Genomic DNA, 16325 nt, shown 5'->3' with positions numbered 1-16325 from the left:
TTCGCTTTTGTTATTGAAAATAATATTTCACCAATACCCTTGCGACGATCTCCACTTCGCCTGGCTGGATCGGAGTCGATAATGCTTTGGCTTGCATACCTGCTTGATAGGGAACAGGAGCAACTGATCCTTGTGTCAATTCTTGGACGCTTGCAGGAACCTTGGATAAGACAACTCCCATTGTGCTTGCGAGAGTAGTTGCTTTTGACAAACTGTCCTTATAGGCAAGGGATAGTGCTCGATTATAAAATGCATCCGGTTTGGATACCGTGAACTGGATATTGGAAATGGTATTCGCTCCTTGAGAAACGGCTGTATCGACGACACGTCCTGTCAAGCCAACCTGATTGATCGTGATTTGCAGGAGATGGGTAACCCTGTATCCACGAAAAATTTGTCTCCCCTCCACATAATCATACATGGTGTCGATTCTGTATTCGGATGTCTTGATATCTTCTTTGGGTATACCCATTGCCATAAGAGAACGTATGATATTGGCTGTTTTTTCATTGTTTTCTTTTTGGACTGCCTCCAGATTTTGTCCCTCGGTCATTACCCCGAGCGTAATTATTGCTTGATCAGGTGCTGTTGAAATCCTGCCTTCTCCCACTACCTCAATCATCACTTACACCTCAATGTTGTCGTGTTTTTTGTAACTGCGCTGCCTACTTTATTAGATGTATGAAAATGGGCAGATGTGCAACCGATTTTGTAGTGCTGATTACAGATTTCCCCTTTCAAATGACATATCCTTGGATTACAAGCAAAAGCAGCAACAGTATCATATGAAGGAAGGCAGAACAATGAAAGAACGATTGGAGAAATACTACACATGGGTTGAGCAAAACTTTCCCCATTTGAAGGATTGTCTGAACAAAGGTGCTACAGCAGAAGAAATTTCAGAGTTGGAGCAGACATTGGGTTTTTCATTGCCGGAAGATTATCGTGAATTCTTACGTATCCATAACGGACAAAAGTCCCATCAAGAGACAGGTGTTGAAGGGTTGCTGGGTGGCTGGACACTGCTATCGATAAAAGATGTCATACAGACCTGGGAAGACTGGAACAGCTTGCAGCGAGATTTTGAAATCGGGGGCGTCGAATTTGAAATAACTTCACAAGGGCATGTGAAGCCGATGATGTGGAATCGACACTGGGTGCCATTTCTGGTTCGTGACGGTAGCAGCTTATATTGTATTGATGCAGACCCAGCAGATAACGGAAAGGTAGGACAGATCATTTTATTTGATCACGATGGCGATACTCGCAAGGTATTTGCCGATAATTTCACGATGTGGTTCGAAGCGTTTTTGAGCACCGTGGAGGAAGGACACTATAAAGTCTACAAGATTGACTCCAACGAGATGTACTTTGAGACGAAGCTGATTTCTTACTAACATGACGAAAACAGTTGAAAAGAATTGTTACATGGAGGGCTGAAATGAGGCTAGTTGATCAGACAGAGTTGATGATGAAGTGTTTTCATGGAAATCCAGTCCCCAAGAGCTTGGTGAAACTCTGGGATGTATGGGAGGATGAACAGGATTTTTTGGTTGGCTGCTGCAGAATCAGACAACTCATCACCTCCCTGGATTTGTTAATGGAGGATTACGGCGAACAATTTATGAAAGAATCAAAAGATATCGCGTGTAATATCAAAGCGCACCATCAGTTATTTGAACGGTTGGGTTTTTTTGCGATCACTGACAATCAAGAATACCTCGCTATTGACTTGGCTAGCAGCAATCGTGACAATCCACCCGTCGCTATACTAGATAGCGAAGGGCAGTACAGTTGGCTGGGAATGAACCTGGAGGAAGCCATCTATCGGCTGGCTGAGGATTATGACCTGGGAGATATTGCCCTGGAATGGTTGCGGATTCACCGGTTTAACATCGAGCAGATCAGTGAACCAGAGGGCGCAATGAGGTTTCTGCCTTCACTCAGGAAAATACATGAACAATACTACAAGACTTTTTCAATCGCTGGTTTTTAGATGAACCAGCATTGGAAAAGTCTTTTTTTAGTCATCCCACACTTTTTGAGAAGATTATGAACTATATCCGAGTGATCTTGATTAAATAAGCTTGTTCATTCAAGATAGGTATAAAGTCCTCTGTGCACTAATTATATAGTCCTCATACATACAACATTCGAGAAGGGATTCAAAGCATGATAAACAGAAGAGATAGCAAAAGGGAATTTTGGAGACAAAATGGTCTGGTAATTCTGTTTTCCATAATTCTTTTACTTGGTGCTTTTATCTTTCGGGATGCATTATATGGAATTTTTGAAGAGCATAACTATATATCCGTCCATTTAATAATAGAAATTTTAATTATCACGGTGTCCTTTGCGATTGCTCTGCAGGCGTGGATGATCTTTCCGCATACGTTGTCGAGCCATCGTTTGTGGTTGGGAGCTATGTTTTTTTCCATTGGCATTCTGGAGCTTTGTCATACAGTGACTTATAAGGGCATGCCCTTTTTTCTAGAAGAAAGTTCAGCCTTTCGAGCGACCTGGTTTTACATGGCGGCACGATTGACACAAGCCTCATTGATTGTTGCCATCGTCATGCTGGCGGAAAAGAAGATTCAGAGACAAATCAGGTGGTTAGCGTATGCATTTTCGCTTTGTTATTCGTTTCTCTGGATCGCAATCCTTTTTGCTCCAAACTCGCTGTTGCCGGAACTGGTCATTGATGGTGTAGGAACAACGGCACTCAAAAATGGTTTGCAGCTTTTTGCACTGACACTGCAATTTCTGTTTGTCATCTATATCGGAGCAAAGCGAGAGATTCATTCTATTTTTTACTCATCTCTCTTGATCATGTCTGTTTACCTCATGATAGGAGACATCTTGTTTATTACCTACAAGAACGTTTATGATATTACGATTTTTATGGGCCATTTGTTCCAGCTTATCGGGTTTGTTTTTTTACTGCGAGCGATCTATCAAACTTCTGTAGAAATCCCTTTCCGAAAGCAGAAAGAAACAGAGAAATTTCTACACTCGATTACCTCTAATATGGGGGAAGGCGTGTTCGTCATGGATGCGGACAGTCGTTTGATATACATGAATCCTGAGGCGGAGAAGCTTCTGCAATGGACGCAGAAAGAGCTGGAAGGAAAACGATGTCATACGATCATTCACCGAAGGCCTTCCGGGGAATCTATTTATCTACCAGGAGAGTGTCCGATCCTGAATGTCGGCGTGACGCACGAGAAAATCTGGGTTCCTAGCGATGAGTTTTGTTGCAAGGATAATACGCTTTTGCCCGTCTCTTATGTAGCTACACCATTGATTGAAGATGGGAAAGCAAAAGGAATCATCACAGTTTTTCGAGATATCACACAACAAAAAAAGGCGCAGGAGCTCATTTCCTATTTGGCCTATCATGATAACTTGACGGGGCTGCCAAACTTGCGCTGTCTCAACGAAAAAATCAGAGAAGTGATTTCCCAGCAACCAAATAAAAAAGCGGCAGTGCTGTTAATTGATATTGAAAGATTTAAACAGATCAATGAGTCACTGGGACATAATTTCGGAGATTTGCTGTTAATTGCCGTTTCTGAAAGATTGGGACAAATTGTTCAACCGGAACGGCTGTTAAGCAGAGTAAGGGGAGATGAGTTTGTCGTCTTTATACCTTCTATTGACAATGGGAGCGAAATGGAAGCGGTGTGCAGCCGAATTACGAAATTATTTCAGGAGCCAATGACCGTCCAGCATCTTTCCTTTAATGTAATGGTAAACATAGGGATAGCCGTATATCCGCAGGACGGACAGGACGAAGGAACGCTGTTAAAACACGCAAACATTGCTATGATGGAAGCACACAAAAAGATTCAGAGCTACCAATTCTATCATCCTTCGATGAATGAACAATCGATGGACAGACTGGTTCTGGAAAATGATCTGCATAAAGCACTGGAGTATAACGAATTGTTTTTGGTCTATCAGCCGCAAGTGGATACGAGATCGGGTGAAATTATCGCCATTGAAGCATTGCTTCGATGGAAACATCCGACAAGAGGGTTAATTTCACCCGCTCAATTTATACCTATTGCCGAAGAGACTGGACTGATTATCCCGATAGGTGAGTGGGTACTGCGCACCGCCTGCCGACATTTACGACAGTTGCAGGATCTAGGGAATCCACAGATCAGCCTGGCAGTGAATTTATCTACTCGCCAGTTCTACCATCAGGATTTGGTGGAGATGGTAGAGGAAGTTATCGCTGAAACGGGTATTTCTGCCAGCAAATTGGAGCTGGAAATAACAGAAAGTATGGCCATGAATATCAATCATGCCCTTGAGAGGCTTGCGTCTCTGAAAAAACTTGGCGTGAAGATTAGCATTGACGACTTTGGTACAGGGTACTCATCTCTGAATTATCTCAACCAGTTGCCCATTGATCGGCTTAAGATTGACCAGTCATTCGTCAGAAATGTAATCTTTGACCAAAATAATGCCGCCATTGTCTCAATGATTATTTCGATGGCACGACATCTACTAATTGAAGTTATTGCAGAAGGAGTAGAAGAGAAGAGCCAGATGGAGTTTCTCCGCCAAAATGACTGTTACCAGATTCAGGGCTACCTGTTTGGCAAGCCGGTTCCCTTTGATACCTTGCTGGAGAACTATGTAAAGATGCAAAGCGAAGCAAATGAATTAGTAAATAAGGGGGTATCTCATGTAGGGAAAACTACGTGAGGCACACCCTAAGTTTGGGGCCCCGCCCGGTGAAGCTCAGGATGTGCGAGTGTCGACGATGCAACACGGATGTTGCGTTTAGTCGACCGCCAGCGATAGCTTGTATCGGGTGGTTTTTCTTATGCATGCTGAGCCTTGTGTCAATTCCTGAACCCTGTATCCACGAAAAATTTGTCTGCCCTCCACATAATCATATTGGGTCTCAATTCTGTATTCGGCTGTTTTGATCTTTTCTTTAGGGATACCCAATGCCAGAAGCGATCGTATAATACTGGCTGTCTTTTCGTTGTTTTCTTTTTGGACTGCCTCCAGATTTTGCCCCTCCGTTATAACCCTGAGCGTAATAATTGCTTGATAAGGTGCTGTTGCAATCCTGCCTTCTCCCACTACCTCAATCATCACTAACACATCAAAGCTATCGTGTTTTTATAATCGTTATGACTTAGGCATTTGTGCCACCGATTTTGTAGTGCTGATTACAGATTATTCCTTGCTCATGACATATCCTTGGAGTAGATGCAAATGAATCGAATGGTTACATGGAGGGCTTATAGCAGCAATCCTGACAACCCACCTGGCGCCTCCACACAATTTCTGGCCTAACTAAGTTAGTTCACGACTCGGCTATTGAACTGGGGAGAAGAAATTCGTTATGAAATTGACAGACTTTACCGTAAAGAAGGTTTGTTGAAGGGATGGATTAACTGCAATAAAGATAGAGTAGTTGAATGGATACACTTACGGGCCATTTCTGACAAAAATAGACTGCCTTTACAGGGAATCAGTTGGAAAGCCACATTTCTGAAGTTCTCGAAATAATCGGTGAGCCGATTAAACAAGGCTCTTCCTGGATGTACTTCGAGCGATATAACGTCAGGTACCATTTTACTACCAGAGACGAGAAGGTCTGGAAGATCCAACTAACGGCAATTGCATCAGCTTGAAAAAAATAGGTAAATCTGGTGCGAAAAAAAGAGAAATCAAAAACTAAAGGACAAGTGGAGAGGGATTTAGCAATGAAAAACATGACGATAACAGATGAAAACGTAATTGCAAGCTGTATAGAGGGATATCGTAATGGTTCGGTAACGAATGCTTCAAACAGGCTGTACCATGGATTATCTGAATTGCGAAAATCGATGTCACCCGATCAATGGAAAGAGACGTGTAAACAATTGCGCTCCGAGGCAATTGCTGAGTTCGTCTACCAAGATCCATTTACCAAACGGGCATACGATAAGCCAAGAGGTTATGCTGGTGACGCAGTAATGATGGACTTCATATATTCAGGAAATCAATCGGTACCCACACCTGTAACTGGAGAGGAAACTTCTCTTGGGTTATCCATACTGCAAGAGCTGGTTGAATGGGATGCAAGCAAGGCGGTTCGTGAGCGTAAAGAAGTGATTGCTCGAAAAATTGATGAACTAGCCAACGTGAAGAGCCTGCCTTCCGTCCTAGCAGTAGCTAGTGGGCACTTGCGTGAAGCGGGTATTTCTCATGCTGTTCAATCCGGGAAGATAGGGCATTTCCATGCACTTGATCAGGATCATGAATCATTAGCTGTCATTGAAAGTGAATATAGAAAATATGGAATTGATACGATTCCGATGTCAATCTTGGAGATAGTGAAGGGGAAGTGTAAACTTCCAACCTATGATCTGATTTACAGTGCGGGTCTCTATGATTACCTGGAGGGAAGAATGGCAGAACGGTTGACTCGTAATTTGTTTAACCAGGTAAAACCAGGTGGAAAACTCATTATTGCCAACTTCTTGCCTGACTTCACTTCGCGAGGTTATATGGAAGTGTTCATGGATTGGTGGTTATGCTACCGCAATGAGATCGACATGATCAACCTGATTCGAGAGATACCATCTGCTTCTATGTCCAAAATTACCATTTTTCCTGAGCCAAATAAAACAATCGTTTTCATTGAAATCGATAAGGTTTGATCTTTGTAAAAGAGGGTGTACCCAAAGTAGAAAAAACTACTTGAGGTGCACCCTCTTCTCTTTTAGATAGGCAATACTTGAAAAACAATTTTAGGATATGGACTACTTTCTGTCCATAATGGATTTTCGCTATGGTCAACGATTATGTGTCCTAATAACTTACATTCTCCTTCAACATAACCTTCTTTCAGTACTTCCCGTTTAAAACACTCATCTGGAGTTTCACCAGGTTCAATATGTCCTCCTAGAAAATCGCATCCTCTATGGTTTAAATAAACCAATAATAATTTATCTTCTTGAAAACAAAAGCTGTGTACACTATAGCCTTTAGATAAACAGATTCAGGTTCGAATCTTCAGCATCACCTAAATAACTTGCCACGCCTGCATAATCAATTCCGTCGAGTAATTCTTCTTTTTTGAATCCCATAATGTCCATGCTCATGGTGCAAGCGACCAGCTTTACTCCAGCGTCCAGGGCATTTTTCATCAGTGTTTCCAGTGAGTCTACATTCTTTTCGTTCATGACATGCTGAATCATTTTGGAGCCCAATCCGCCCATGTTCATCTTGGATAAAGGAAGCTGCTGCGGGCCGCTCGGCATCATGGCACTAAGCATTCTTTCCAAAGGCTGCTTTTCAACTTTAGGGGCATCGGGCTTTCGCAATACGGTGAGTCCCCAGAAAGTAAAGAACATCGTTACTTGTTTGCCCATGGCTGCTGCGCCCGAGGCGATGATGAAGGAGGCAATTGCTTTATCAAGATCGCCACTGAATACAACCAGAGTCGCCCGTTCCTTGGTGGTTGTCAGTTGCTTGGAGACAGGCAAAACGGTTCCTTTTCGGATGAGAGAGGTAGATGCATTGCCCTCCATCTTGCTTTCAATCAATGTGTTTCCGGTCTTGTCACACCATGCGGCGATGTCGTGAGCGAAACCGGGGTCCGTCGATTTAATCTCAAGCAATTGCCCTTCCTGCATCGACCCAATCGCCTTATATACCTGCATGATCGGTCCCGGGCACTGAAGTCCGCACGTATCAAGGGTCAAGTGAGCTGTTTGAACGTCTGATGCTGCAGCTTGTTCTGACGTGGCTACAACGTCTGATTGATTCAAGTTCACCGCTCCTGGTTCAGAATGGGGTTGGGACTTTTTTTCACGAGTGCGAAAGACTTGTGAGTACGTTTTGTAGCCACCATCGAGATTCTTCACCCGGAATCCTGCTTGCATTAAAATCCTTGCTGCCAGATAACCACGCAATCCAACCTGGCAGGAAACATAGATCGTTTGGTCCTTCGGCAATTCATCGAATCGATTTCTGAGATCGTTCAGCGAAATATTGAATGAGCCGGGGATATAGCCCATCTCACGTTCAATAGGCTCTCGTACATCGATTAACAAAGCTCCCTGGCTAACCAGCTCATCAATTTCATGCCATTGGACGTTTTCTACCAGACCTTCCAGCAAGTTGCTTGCAACATAACCAGCCATGTTGACAGGATCTTTGGCAGAAGAATACGGTGGGGCGTAAGCAAGCTCCAGATCCGGCAAATCGAATACGGTTAAACCGCCCTTGATTGCCGTTGCGAGCACATCAATCCGTTTGTCAGCACCATCTGCACCGACTGCCTGTGCTCCAAGAATTTTTCCTGTGTCTGGATCAAAGATCAACTTGATCGAAAGCAGTGCTGCTCCTGGATAATATCCGGCATGTGAGTTGGGATGAATGTGCACAACTTGATAAGGAATGCCTGCTCGCTTCAAGGTTTTTTCATTATTTCCAGTCACGGCCGCCGTCAGATCAAACACTTTGGCAATTGCGGTTCCGAGTGCCCCCTGGTAGGAGACCTCCCGTCCATTGATATGATCAGCAACGATTCTGCCTTGGCGATTGGCTCCCCAGGCAAGAGGAACCATCGCGGGTTGCCCGTTTACCAGATCATGCACCTCAATGGCATCACCCACTGCGTAGATCGACGGATCACTCGTCTGCAGCGTAGGGGAAACCTTGATCGCTCCACGAATGCCTAGCGCAAGACCTGCTTCTTTTGCCAGTTTGTTTTCTGGCTGAACACCGATGGCGAGGATGATCATATCCGTCTGAATCTCACGCCCACTGGTTAGCTGAATACGGGTCCCCTTGTCAGAGAATGACTGCACGCCATCTTCCAAAATCAGATCAATTCCTTTGGAGCGCATATGTTCCAAAACGATGGCTGCCATCTCGTAATCAAGTGGAGGCATGATTTGGTTAGCCATTTCTACAACTGAAACCTGTACCCCACGCTCAACCAGATTTTCAGCCATTTCCACACCGATGAAACCTCCGCCAATAACTACAGCACGATTCGGTTTTTGTTCATCGATAAATCCTTTGATTGCATCTGTATCCGGAATGTTGCGGAGGGTAAAGAGAGCGTTGGCTTCTTCTATACCCGGAATGGCTGGTCGGATCGGGGACGCACCTGGAGACAGGATGAGAATGTCATAAGATTCCTCATAGGTGCGTCCTGTTCGCAAATCGGCTACTTCAACCGTTTTGGAATCGCGATTGATTTTTGTTACTTCACTTTTGTTGCGGATGTCCATTTGGAAGCGGGAAGACATCCCTTCCACGGTTTGCACCAGCAGTTTTTTACGATCCGTAATGACCTCCCCAATGTAGTAGGGAAGTCCACAGTTAGCAAAAGAAATATATTCGCCACGCTCAAACATGATGATTTCGTCTTGTTCATTTAACCTGCGGAGACGAGCTGCTGCACTTGCTCCTCCGGCCACTCCACCGACAATAAGAATTTTTCTGCTCATATATACTTCCTCCTGTACTTACAAGGTAATAGACTAGCTAACGGGGTCGAATAATACCCCTATGGGTATAATCATGACCGAAGAAGTCCTTGAAGTCAAGTGTCAAATCATTGACGGGCTCGGGAGTGGATTGTTACAATGCAACCCACGATCGCACCTACCAGCAATGTCGGCCATCCGAAGAAAACCAAACTGGCAAATGACATGATAAGCGTTCCGACAATACTTTCCAGCGGGTTTGCTGCTTGCCCCCCAAGCGAATCGGTTGCTCCTGTGAAGAAAGCATATAGCAGCACCAGATACCATGCGATAGGATAGGAGATAAGGGTGATGCACACACCGACGCCAGCTCCACGCCATGGGGATGGATTGGGGTGGCGAAGGATCATTTTTTTCCAGAGCAGGGATGTTGACAGGAAGGCACCGATCCCTGCGGCAAAAATCAATTCTTTCCAACCTGGCCAAGGCAGAAGCCAGAGGCAGAGAAATAATGCGCTAAGTCCAAAACTGGTGCAGGCGAGCAGATTTTGTTTGGTTTGGGTATCCAGTTTCATATCCAGTCCCCTCACATCATTTTCTATAAATCAAACCAAGGAACTCCCTCTATTCTATGAAGGGAGTTTCCTTTTTTAACTAAACAGTAAATCGCTTAATTAAATTATTCAATCCTTCCGCCATGGAGCGCACGAGCAAGCTATTAAAATCCCAACTCTCGTAAAAATCAAGTATACTTGGAGAATAATAGTCCGGTAGATAGATTACAGGGGGCAGGCCATGTACAGATTGCTTTTGGTGGATGACGAAGAAGATGTGAGAGAAGGGGTCATTCAGGAGATTGATTGGGAGAAGATCGGCTATGAGGTTGTAGGCAAAGCCGAAAACGGCAAGGAAGCCTTGGAGCTTGTCGAAAAGCTGGTTCCCGATGTGGTCGTAACCGATATCAAAATGCCGTTTATGGATGGACTGCAGCTATCGGAGGCCATTCGCGCTCAATTTTCCACGATCAAAATTATCATTCTCACAGGCTTTGACGAATTCGAATATGCGCAGAAGGCCGTCAAACTAAATATAAACGAATATGTTTTGAAACCGTTTTCTTCCCAGGAACTAATCGACTCGCTGATGAAAGTAAAGGCACAAATTGACGCCGAGGTTGCCGAAAAAGAAAATATCGAATTACTGAGAGACCACTACCGCAAGAGTTTGCCTGTGTTGCGAGAGGTTTTCCTCACATCGTTGATTTCCCGGAAGCTGACAAGAGAAGAAATTATCGAGAAGTCGAGAAACTACGGACTTCGTGTTGTTGGCAAAGGGTATGCCGTTGCCGTGATCAGCATTGATTATCCAGCCTCGGAAAGTGACGAAGAGAGCTCAGGAGATTCACAAGCGATTCTTACGGAGTATGAACCGGATCAGAAAGAAATCGACCTTTTTGCTGTCAAAAATATCGCGGATGAGTTTTTTACAAAGCATGATCATGGCATTACGTTTATTCATAATGACCATATCGTTTTGCTAACCGTAAGTGAGGCAAGTGATCGCCAATCCGTAATGAACAGCACACTGCCGATCCTTGAAGAAATCCGTCATGCTGCTGAAAAGTATTTCAAACATACGATAACGATCGGCGTAGGGACTCATCGTACACAAGTGACCAATATCATCTATTCCTATGAAGATGCTATTCTGGCTCTGGATTACCGTTGGATTCTCGGAAACAATCGAGTCATTTGCATTGATGATGTGGAGGAGCGATGCGGTGAAAAGGTTCGATTTGACGAGCTAAAAGAGCATGCGTTGATCCGATGCATCAAGGTAGGCACGATTGCCGAACTGAATGATTTGATCGAGGATCTGTTCAAGGGATTTGCCGATTCCAATGTATCCATCAAGGATTATCAAATCTACGTGCTAGAGATGGTGACGACGATTTTAAAAGCTGCCAAAAGCCTGCATCTCGATATTGACCAGGTATTTGGCAAGAATTTCATGCTGTTTGACCAGATTCAGCGATTTAACAATTTGGCAGAAGTCAAAGTGTGGATTGTCATGATCTGCACCAGAATTATGAACAGTATCGTTGCGGGTCGGCAAAACGCCTATCAGAAGCTGGTGAACCAGGCAATCGACTATACCAAACAGCATTTTCATGAAAGTGATATTTCGATTAATAAAGTTTGTAATCTGTTGCACATCAGTTCAGGCTATTTCAGCAGTATTTTCAAAAAAGAGACCAAAACAACCTTTGTGAATTATTTGATGCAGATCCGAATGGATGCCGCAAAGGAATACCTTTTGACCACCGATTTCAAAGCATTTGAAATTGCCGAAAAAGTTGGATTTACGGATGCCAATTACTTCAGCTTTTGTTTTCGCAAGCATGTAGGAGTTTCACCAAAAGAATTCAGAAGCAGTGCTAGAGAGGGCTAAACGTGAAAAAGCGATTGATCAATTTTTGTACGAAGCTGGGCAGCGTTTTAATCGACATGTTTCGTGTAAAGAGCTTACAGTTTATTATTACGGTTTCTTTTGCACTTGTAACAGTACTAGCCATGTTTTTTATCAGTTTCCTTTTGTACAACAAGTTTGCTGATACGGCAGAGCAAAATGCGGCACTGAACAATCAGCAAATCATCGAGCAGGTCAATTACAATCTGGATTATTACCTGAACGGGATGACCCAAATCTTTGATCTGGTAGATGAAAAAATCAGAAAGAGCAATGAAATGACCGATGCCAATCTCATTGAGCAGCTTGGAACGATCTTTCAGGCGAGACAGGACATCGTGTCAATGGCCGTATTTACGGGCAATGGGGAGCTGGTGACAAGCATACCGAAATACACCATGCGCAAAAATACCCGTTTGACGGAGCAAAGCTGGTTCAGAACGGCTCTCGCTACGCCTGATCTGCTTTTTTTCTCCTCGCCGCACACACAGAACCTGTTTAAAGGGCAGTACAAGTGGGTTGTATCAATGAGCAAAGGGATCACGGTGCGCAGCAACAACGAAAAAATGACGAGTGTCCTTTTGGTAGATGCGAATTTCAAGACAATCGAGGACTTGGTCCAGCGTGTGAGCTTGGGGAAAAAGGGCTACGTGTACATTCTGGATCGGGAGGGCCACTTCGTTTACCATCCACAGCAGCAACTGCTATCTGCCGGGTTAAAAGAAGAAAATTTGGAGCAGACCGGGCGCTACGCCTATGGAAGCTATGTGGATTATGTCAAAGGCGAGAAACGGCTGATCACGATTAAAACGGTGGAAAAAATCGGCTGGAAAATTGTCGGTGTCTCCTACATGGACGAGATCGTCACAACCAAAAAAGAAATCATCCGCTTTATTTTTTGGCTGCTCATCTTCGTTATTTTGGTGGTTTTGTTCATTCTGGCTTATATTTCTGCGAAAATATCACGACCAATTAAAATCCTCGAAAAATCGATGGAGCGTGTGGAGCAAGGAGATTTCTCCATTAACCTCGATATCAAAGGAAGTCAGGAAGTAGAGCAGCTTTCCAGACGATTTAACGTGATGGTTGTCAAGGTAAGACAGTTGATGGATCAAATTATTCGAGAGCAGGAAGCGAAGCGAAAAGGCGAACTGGAAGTGTTGCAAGCACAAATCAATCCGCACTTTCTCTACAACACGCTCAATTCCGTCATCCGCATGGTGGGGATAGGCAAAAATGAAGATGTCATCACGACGATTTCTTCGCTGTCCAAACTGTTCCGAATCAGTTTGAGCAGGGGCAAGGCGGTTATCACTGTTCAGGAAGAGCTGGAACACATCAGACACTACCTGATCATCCAAAAAATGCGGTACAAAAACAAGTTCGAGTATGAAATTGAGGCTAGCGATGAGGTTCTCACCTGTAAAACGCTCAAACTGATTCTTCAACCCATTGTTGAGAATTCAATTTATCACGGGATCGAGATGATGGCAGACGAAGGGCTGATTACGATTTCTGCCTCAGTCGTAGACGGGAAAATCCTGTTTCAAGTGAGCGATAATGGTCTGGGCATGAGTCAGGATCGCATAGCTGCCATTCTTTCTGGTCAGGTAAAAAGCGACAAAGGCTCCGGGGTTGGCGTGAAGAATGTCCATGAGAGAATCAGGCTCTACTACGGAGAAGAATACGGTGTCCATATTAAGAGTCAATTGGAAGTGGGTACTACTGTGAAAATATGGGTGCCGTTCATCAAGGAGGAAGAGGAATGAAGCAACAGATGAGTAAAAAAACCTTGATACTGCTCTCCCTCTTCCTGTTGGTCATTAGCATCACCCTTTTGCCTTCCTGTTCCGAAGAGATCGACGTCAGCGATCGTACGAAGAAACAGAATGTCGCCCTGATTGTGAAAATGAAACACGGCGATTACTGGAGAACTGTGAAGATGGGAGCAGAAGCAGCGGCAAAGGAATTTGACGTCAATTTGAAATTTTATGCGGCTGACTACGAAGAAGACGTACTCGCCCAAATCAACTTCGTCAGCCAGTCTCTGCGTGAGGAAACCGACGCATTGGTACTGTCAGCTAGTGACTACAAAGCGCTTTCCGGTATCACAGATAAAGCGGCTAGTCTGAACATCCCTGTGATTACGATCGACTCGGAAGTCATGTCTTCTGGAGTGAAAAGCTTTATTGGTACGGATAATTATGAAGCAGGCAAACAGGCTGCACAGCAGTTGATTCAATTGACAGGGGAGCAAAGCAAAATTGCCTTGATGGGCACGATGATCGGAGCAAGAAACCTGGAGCAGCGAGAAAAGGGCTTTCTCGATGAAGTAGCCAAACATCCCGGCGTCATCCTGGTTGCCAAGGAATATTGCTTCTCCAATCAAAATCTGGCAAGTGACCTGACCAAAAAGATTGTAGCAAACAATGAACAGCTTGATGGAATCTTTGCTCTGACCGGGCTGGCTTCGAATGGAGTGGCCAACACCATTGAGGAATTGGGCTTGAACGGCAAGGTAAAGATCGTGGCTTTTGACAATACACCAGAAGTGATGGAGCATGTGCAAGAGGGCGGCGTACAGGCGACGATCGTGCAAAACCCTTACAACATGGGATATTTGGGAGTCAAGTATGCGGTAGAAGCGATGCATGGGGAAACGGTACCTAACCGGATCGATACGCATACGCAAGTGATTACACAAGAGAATATGTTCTCGCCAGAAAACCAGCAATTATTGTTCCCGTTGGCGAAGTAACATGTCAGTGCCATCGTGTTTATATACGGTGGTATTTTTATTTTATCGGCAAGTTTAACTACTTTAAGGCATTAAAGTGGTTAAAGTTTTCCATTTGCGTAAGCCTACCAGAAAAATGTTGTCCTCTACAAAGCGACTTTGACAGTGCAGCCTAGACTTTTGGAAATCGTTAGGGAAAAAAGTGGGCAACCAGCGTTGCGAAAGAGGCAGCAGCGTGTTTGACCACTTCCTAACGATGAAAAAAGTCGGACAGTTATTCTACTCTGCAAACTGTCAGGGAGACCTGCGTTTCAGTCCCCCGATGAGAGGGGATAGGGGACAACATTTTTCGCTTTTCATGAGAATTTTTATATAAATTCATAGAATTCTGCATTTGTTTTTATTTTGAAATCGCTTACTTTTGGTTATAGAAGGTTTCACAAATTAACAAGAATCTGTAGGGGGGTTCATTTCGTGAAAAAATTAGTTACTGCTTCTGTTGCATTTGCTGTGTTGGCTTCTCTCGTAGGTTGTTCCAACAATGCTGCTCCAGCGAAACCTGCTGAAGGCGGCGGCACGGCTGCTCCAGCTCCTGCTGCGGCACCAAAAATCGGTGTAGCCATCTACAAATTTGACGACACGTTCATGACGGGTGTTCGTAACGCCATCTCTGCTGCGGCTGAAGGCAAAGCAGAAGTGGACATCGTTGACAGCCAAAATGCACAACCAACTCAAAACGATAAAGTTGACCTCTTCATCACGAAAAAAGTAAGCGCTCTCGCAATCAACCCGGTTGACCGTACGGCTGCAGGCGTGATCATTGACAAAGCAAAAGCGGCGAACATTCCGGTTGTATTCTTTAACCGTGAACCAATGCCAGAAGATATGGCGAAATGGGATAAAGTCTACTACGTAGGGGCAAAAGCTGAAGAATCCGGAACGATCTCCGGACAACTGCTCGTAGACTACTGGAAAGCACATCCAGAAGCTGACAAAAACAAAGACGGTGTTCTCCAATACGTCATGCTGAAAGGTGAACCAGGTCACCAGGATGCTGAGCTTCGCACCAAGTTCTCGATCAAAGCAATTGAAGATGCTGGCATCAAGGTAGAAAAAGTGGCTGAAGATACAGCGATGTGGGATCGCGTAAAAGGCCAGGAGAAAATGGCTGCATTCCTCGCATCTGGCGGAGATAAAATTGAAGCGGTTCTTGCTAACAACGATGACATGGCACTCGGTGCAATCGAAGCGTTGAAAGCGGCTGGATACTTCAAAGACAACAAATACATGCCTGTTGTCGGTGTAGATGCGACAGCACCAGCATTGAAAGAATTGGAAAACGGCACACTCCTTGGAACCGTATTGAACGATGCGAACAACCAAGGGAAAGCAACGCTTGAAATCGCTGCTGCGCTCGCTGCAGGTAAAGCACCAAGCAAAGAGACAACTGGTTTCGATATCGTCGATGGTAAATATGTTTGGGTAGCGTACAAAAAAATTACAAAAGACAACATTGCTGACGCCAAGTAATTTGTTCATTGACAGAATGTTTTCGTAGACTGGTATAGCAAAGTAAAGGCAAGGGAGCAAGCAATTTGGCTGTTACGTTGCTCCCTTGCTTTTCTATTTTTTCAATGATCCTTAAGGCTAGGCTAACGCCCGAG

At 44.4% G+C, this 16325-nt stretch carries 13 protein-coding genes; 8 read left to right on the top strand and 5 right to left on the bottom strand.

Features of this window, described 5'->3' with window-relative positions:
• Positions 1-10: 10 nt before the first annotated feature.
• Positions 11-622 (bottom strand): SIMPL domain-containing protein, encoded by a 612-nt coding sequence (locus tag ACPW7N_RS02725; RefSeq protein ID WP_425649464.1) that lies wholly within the window; start codon positions 620-622, stop codon positions 11-13.
• 181 nt (positions 623-803) lie between these two features.
• On the opposite strand from ACPW7N_RS02725, the gene ACPW7N_RS02720 reads away from it, so the two are divergent.
• The 3 genes from ACPW7N_RS02720 to ACPW7N_RS02710 all read left to right on the top strand — a co-directional run bounded on the left by ACPW7N_RS02720 (position 804) and on the right by ACPW7N_RS02710 (position 4716).
• Positions 804-1397 (top strand): SMI1/KNR4 family protein, encoded by a 594-nt coding sequence (locus ACPW7N_RS02720; protein WP_425649463.1) that lies wholly within the window; start codon positions 804-806, stop codon positions 1395-1397.
• A 44-nt stretch (positions 1398-1441) separates the two neighbouring features.
• Positions 1442-1996 (top strand): hypothetical protein, encoded by a 555-nt coding sequence (locus ACPW7N_RS02715; protein ID WP_425649462.1) that lies wholly within the window; start codon positions 1442-1444, stop codon positions 1994-1996.
• 176 nt (positions 1997-2172) lie between these two features.
• Positions 2173-4716, top strand: a complete 2544-nt coding sequence (locus ACPW7N_RS02710) for a bifunctional diguanylate cyclase/phosphodiesterase (RefSeq protein ID WP_425649461.1) — start codon at positions 2173-2175, stop codon at positions 4714-4716.
• Between the two features lie 78 nt (positions 4717-4794).
• On the opposite strand, the gene ACPW7N_RS02705 is transcribed toward ACPW7N_RS02710, so the two are convergent.
• Complete coding sequence (locus ACPW7N_RS02705) at positions 4795-5115, bottom strand: SIMPL domain-containing protein (protein WP_425649460.1); 321 nt, start codon at positions 5113-5115, stop codon at positions 4795-4797.
• A 617-nt stretch (positions 5116-5732) separates the two neighbouring features.
• Here ACPW7N_RS02705 and ACPW7N_RS02700 point away from each other — a divergent pair.
• Positions 5733-6671, top strand: coding sequence for a hypothetical protein (locus tag ACPW7N_RS02700; protein ID WP_425649459.1), 939 nt, complete (start codon positions 5733-5735; stop codon positions 6669-6671).
• 62 nt (positions 6672-6733) lie between these two features.
• Here ACPW7N_RS02700 and ACPW7N_RS02695 read toward each other — a convergent pair whose 3' ends face one another.
• The 3 genes from ACPW7N_RS02695 to ACPW7N_RS02685 all read right to left on the bottom strand — a co-directional run bounded on the left by ACPW7N_RS02695 (position 6734) and on the right by ACPW7N_RS02685 (position 10030).
• Positions 6734-7012: an NUDIX hydrolase gene (locus tag ACPW7N_RS02695; RefSeq protein ID WP_425649491.1), complete on the bottom strand. Its 279-nt coding sequence runs from the start codon at positions 7010-7012 to the stop codon at positions 6734-6736.
• On the bottom strand, positions 6999-9476 hold the full coding sequence (gene cdr / locus ACPW7N_RS02690; protein ID WP_425649458.1) for a CoA-disulfide reductase: 2478 nt from the start codon (positions 9474-9476) through the stop codon (positions 6999-7001). The genes ACPW7N_RS02695 and cdr overlap by 14 nt, the downstream gene beginning before the upstream one ends.
• 107 nt (positions 9477-9583) lie before the next feature.
• Positions 9584-10030 carry a hypothetical protein gene (locus tag ACPW7N_RS02685; RefSeq protein ID WP_425649457.1) on the bottom strand — a complete coding sequence of 149 codons (447 nt, stop codon included), beginning with the start codon at positions 10028-10030 and terminating at the stop codon, positions 9584-9586.
• 220 nt (positions 10031-10250) lie between these two features.
• Between ACPW7N_RS02685 and ACPW7N_RS02680 the strand changes: the two genes are divergently transcribed.
• The 4 genes from ACPW7N_RS02680 to ACPW7N_RS02665 all read left to right on the top strand — a co-directional run bounded on the left by ACPW7N_RS02680 (position 10251) and on the right by ACPW7N_RS02665 (position 16191).
• Positions 10251-11906 carry a response regulator transcription factor gene (locus ACPW7N_RS02680; protein ID WP_425649456.1) on the top strand — a complete coding sequence of 552 codons (1656 nt, stop codon included), beginning with the start codon at positions 10251-10253 and terminating at the stop codon, positions 11904-11906.
• Between the two features lie 56 nt (positions 11907-11962).
• Positions 11963-13693, top strand: a complete 1731-nt coding sequence (locus ACPW7N_RS02675) for a histidine kinase (RefSeq protein ID WP_425649490.1) — start codon at positions 11963-11965, stop codon at positions 13691-13693.
• A complete protein-coding gene (locus tag ACPW7N_RS02670) occupies positions 13690-14682 on the top strand; it encodes a substrate-binding domain-containing protein (protein WP_425649455.1) in 993 nt (330 codons plus the stop codon). The genes ACPW7N_RS02675 and ACPW7N_RS02670 overlap by 4 nt, the downstream gene beginning before the upstream one ends.
• A 453-nt stretch (positions 14683-15135) precedes the next feature.
• Positions 15136-16191: a galactose ABC transporter substrate-binding protein gene (locus ACPW7N_RS02665; RefSeq protein WP_425649454.1), complete on the top strand. Its 1056-nt coding sequence runs from the start codon at positions 15136-15138 to the stop codon at positions 16189-16191.
• Positions 16192-16325 lie beyond the last annotated feature (134 nt).

The organism is Brevibacillus nigriterrae, from assembly GCF_049846925.1.
GTDB lineage: Bacteria > Bacillota > Bacilli > Brevibacillales > Brevibacillaceae > Brevibacillus_H.
This window is presented reverse-complemented; position numbering and strand designations above follow the sequence as displayed.

Bases quoted from the DNA above. Each gene is read 5' to 3' on its own strand.
- ACPW7N_RS02715 (WP_425649462.1), top strand. From the start codon at position 1,442: ATGAGGCTAGTTGATCAGACAGAGTTGATGATGAAGTGTTTTCATGGA.
- ACPW7N_RS02725 (WP_425649464.1), bottom strand. From the start codon at position 622: ATGATTGAGGTAGTGGGAGAAGGCAGGATTTCAACAGCACCTGATCAA.
- cdr (WP_425649458.1), bottom strand. From the start codon at position 9,476: ATGAGCAGAAAAATTCTTATTGTCGGTGGAGTGGCCGGAGGAGCAAGT.
- ACPW7N_RS02700 (WP_425649459.1), top strand. From the start codon at position 5,733: ATGAAAAACATGACGATAACAGATGAAAACGTAATTGCAAGCTGTATA.
- ACPW7N_RS02675 (WP_425649490.1), top strand. From the start codon at position 11,963: ATGTTTCGTGTAAAGAGCTTACAGTTTATTATTACGGTTTCTTTTGCA.
- ACPW7N_RS02720 (WP_425649463.1), top strand. From the start codon at position 804: ATGAAAGAACGATTGGAGAAATACTACACATGGGTTGAGCAAAACTTT.
- ACPW7N_RS02705 (WP_425649460.1), bottom strand. From the start codon at position 5,115: ATGATTGAGGTAGTGGGAGAAGGCAGGATTGCAACAGCACCTTATCAA.
- ACPW7N_RS02670 (WP_425649455.1), top strand. From the start codon at position 13,690: ATGAAGCAACAGATGAGTAAAAAAACCTTGATACTGCTCTCCCTCTTC.
- ACPW7N_RS02710 (WP_425649461.1), top strand. From the start codon at position 2,173: ATGATAAACAGAAGAGATAGCAAAAGGGAATTTTGGAGACAAAATGGT.
- ACPW7N_RS02680 (WP_425649456.1), top strand. From the start codon at position 10,251: ATGTACAGATTGCTTTTGGTGGATGACGAAGAAGATGTGAGAGAAGGG.
- ACPW7N_RS02685 (WP_425649457.1), bottom strand. From the start codon at position 10,030: ATGAAACTGGATACCCAAACCAAACAAAATCTGCTCGCCTGCACCAGT.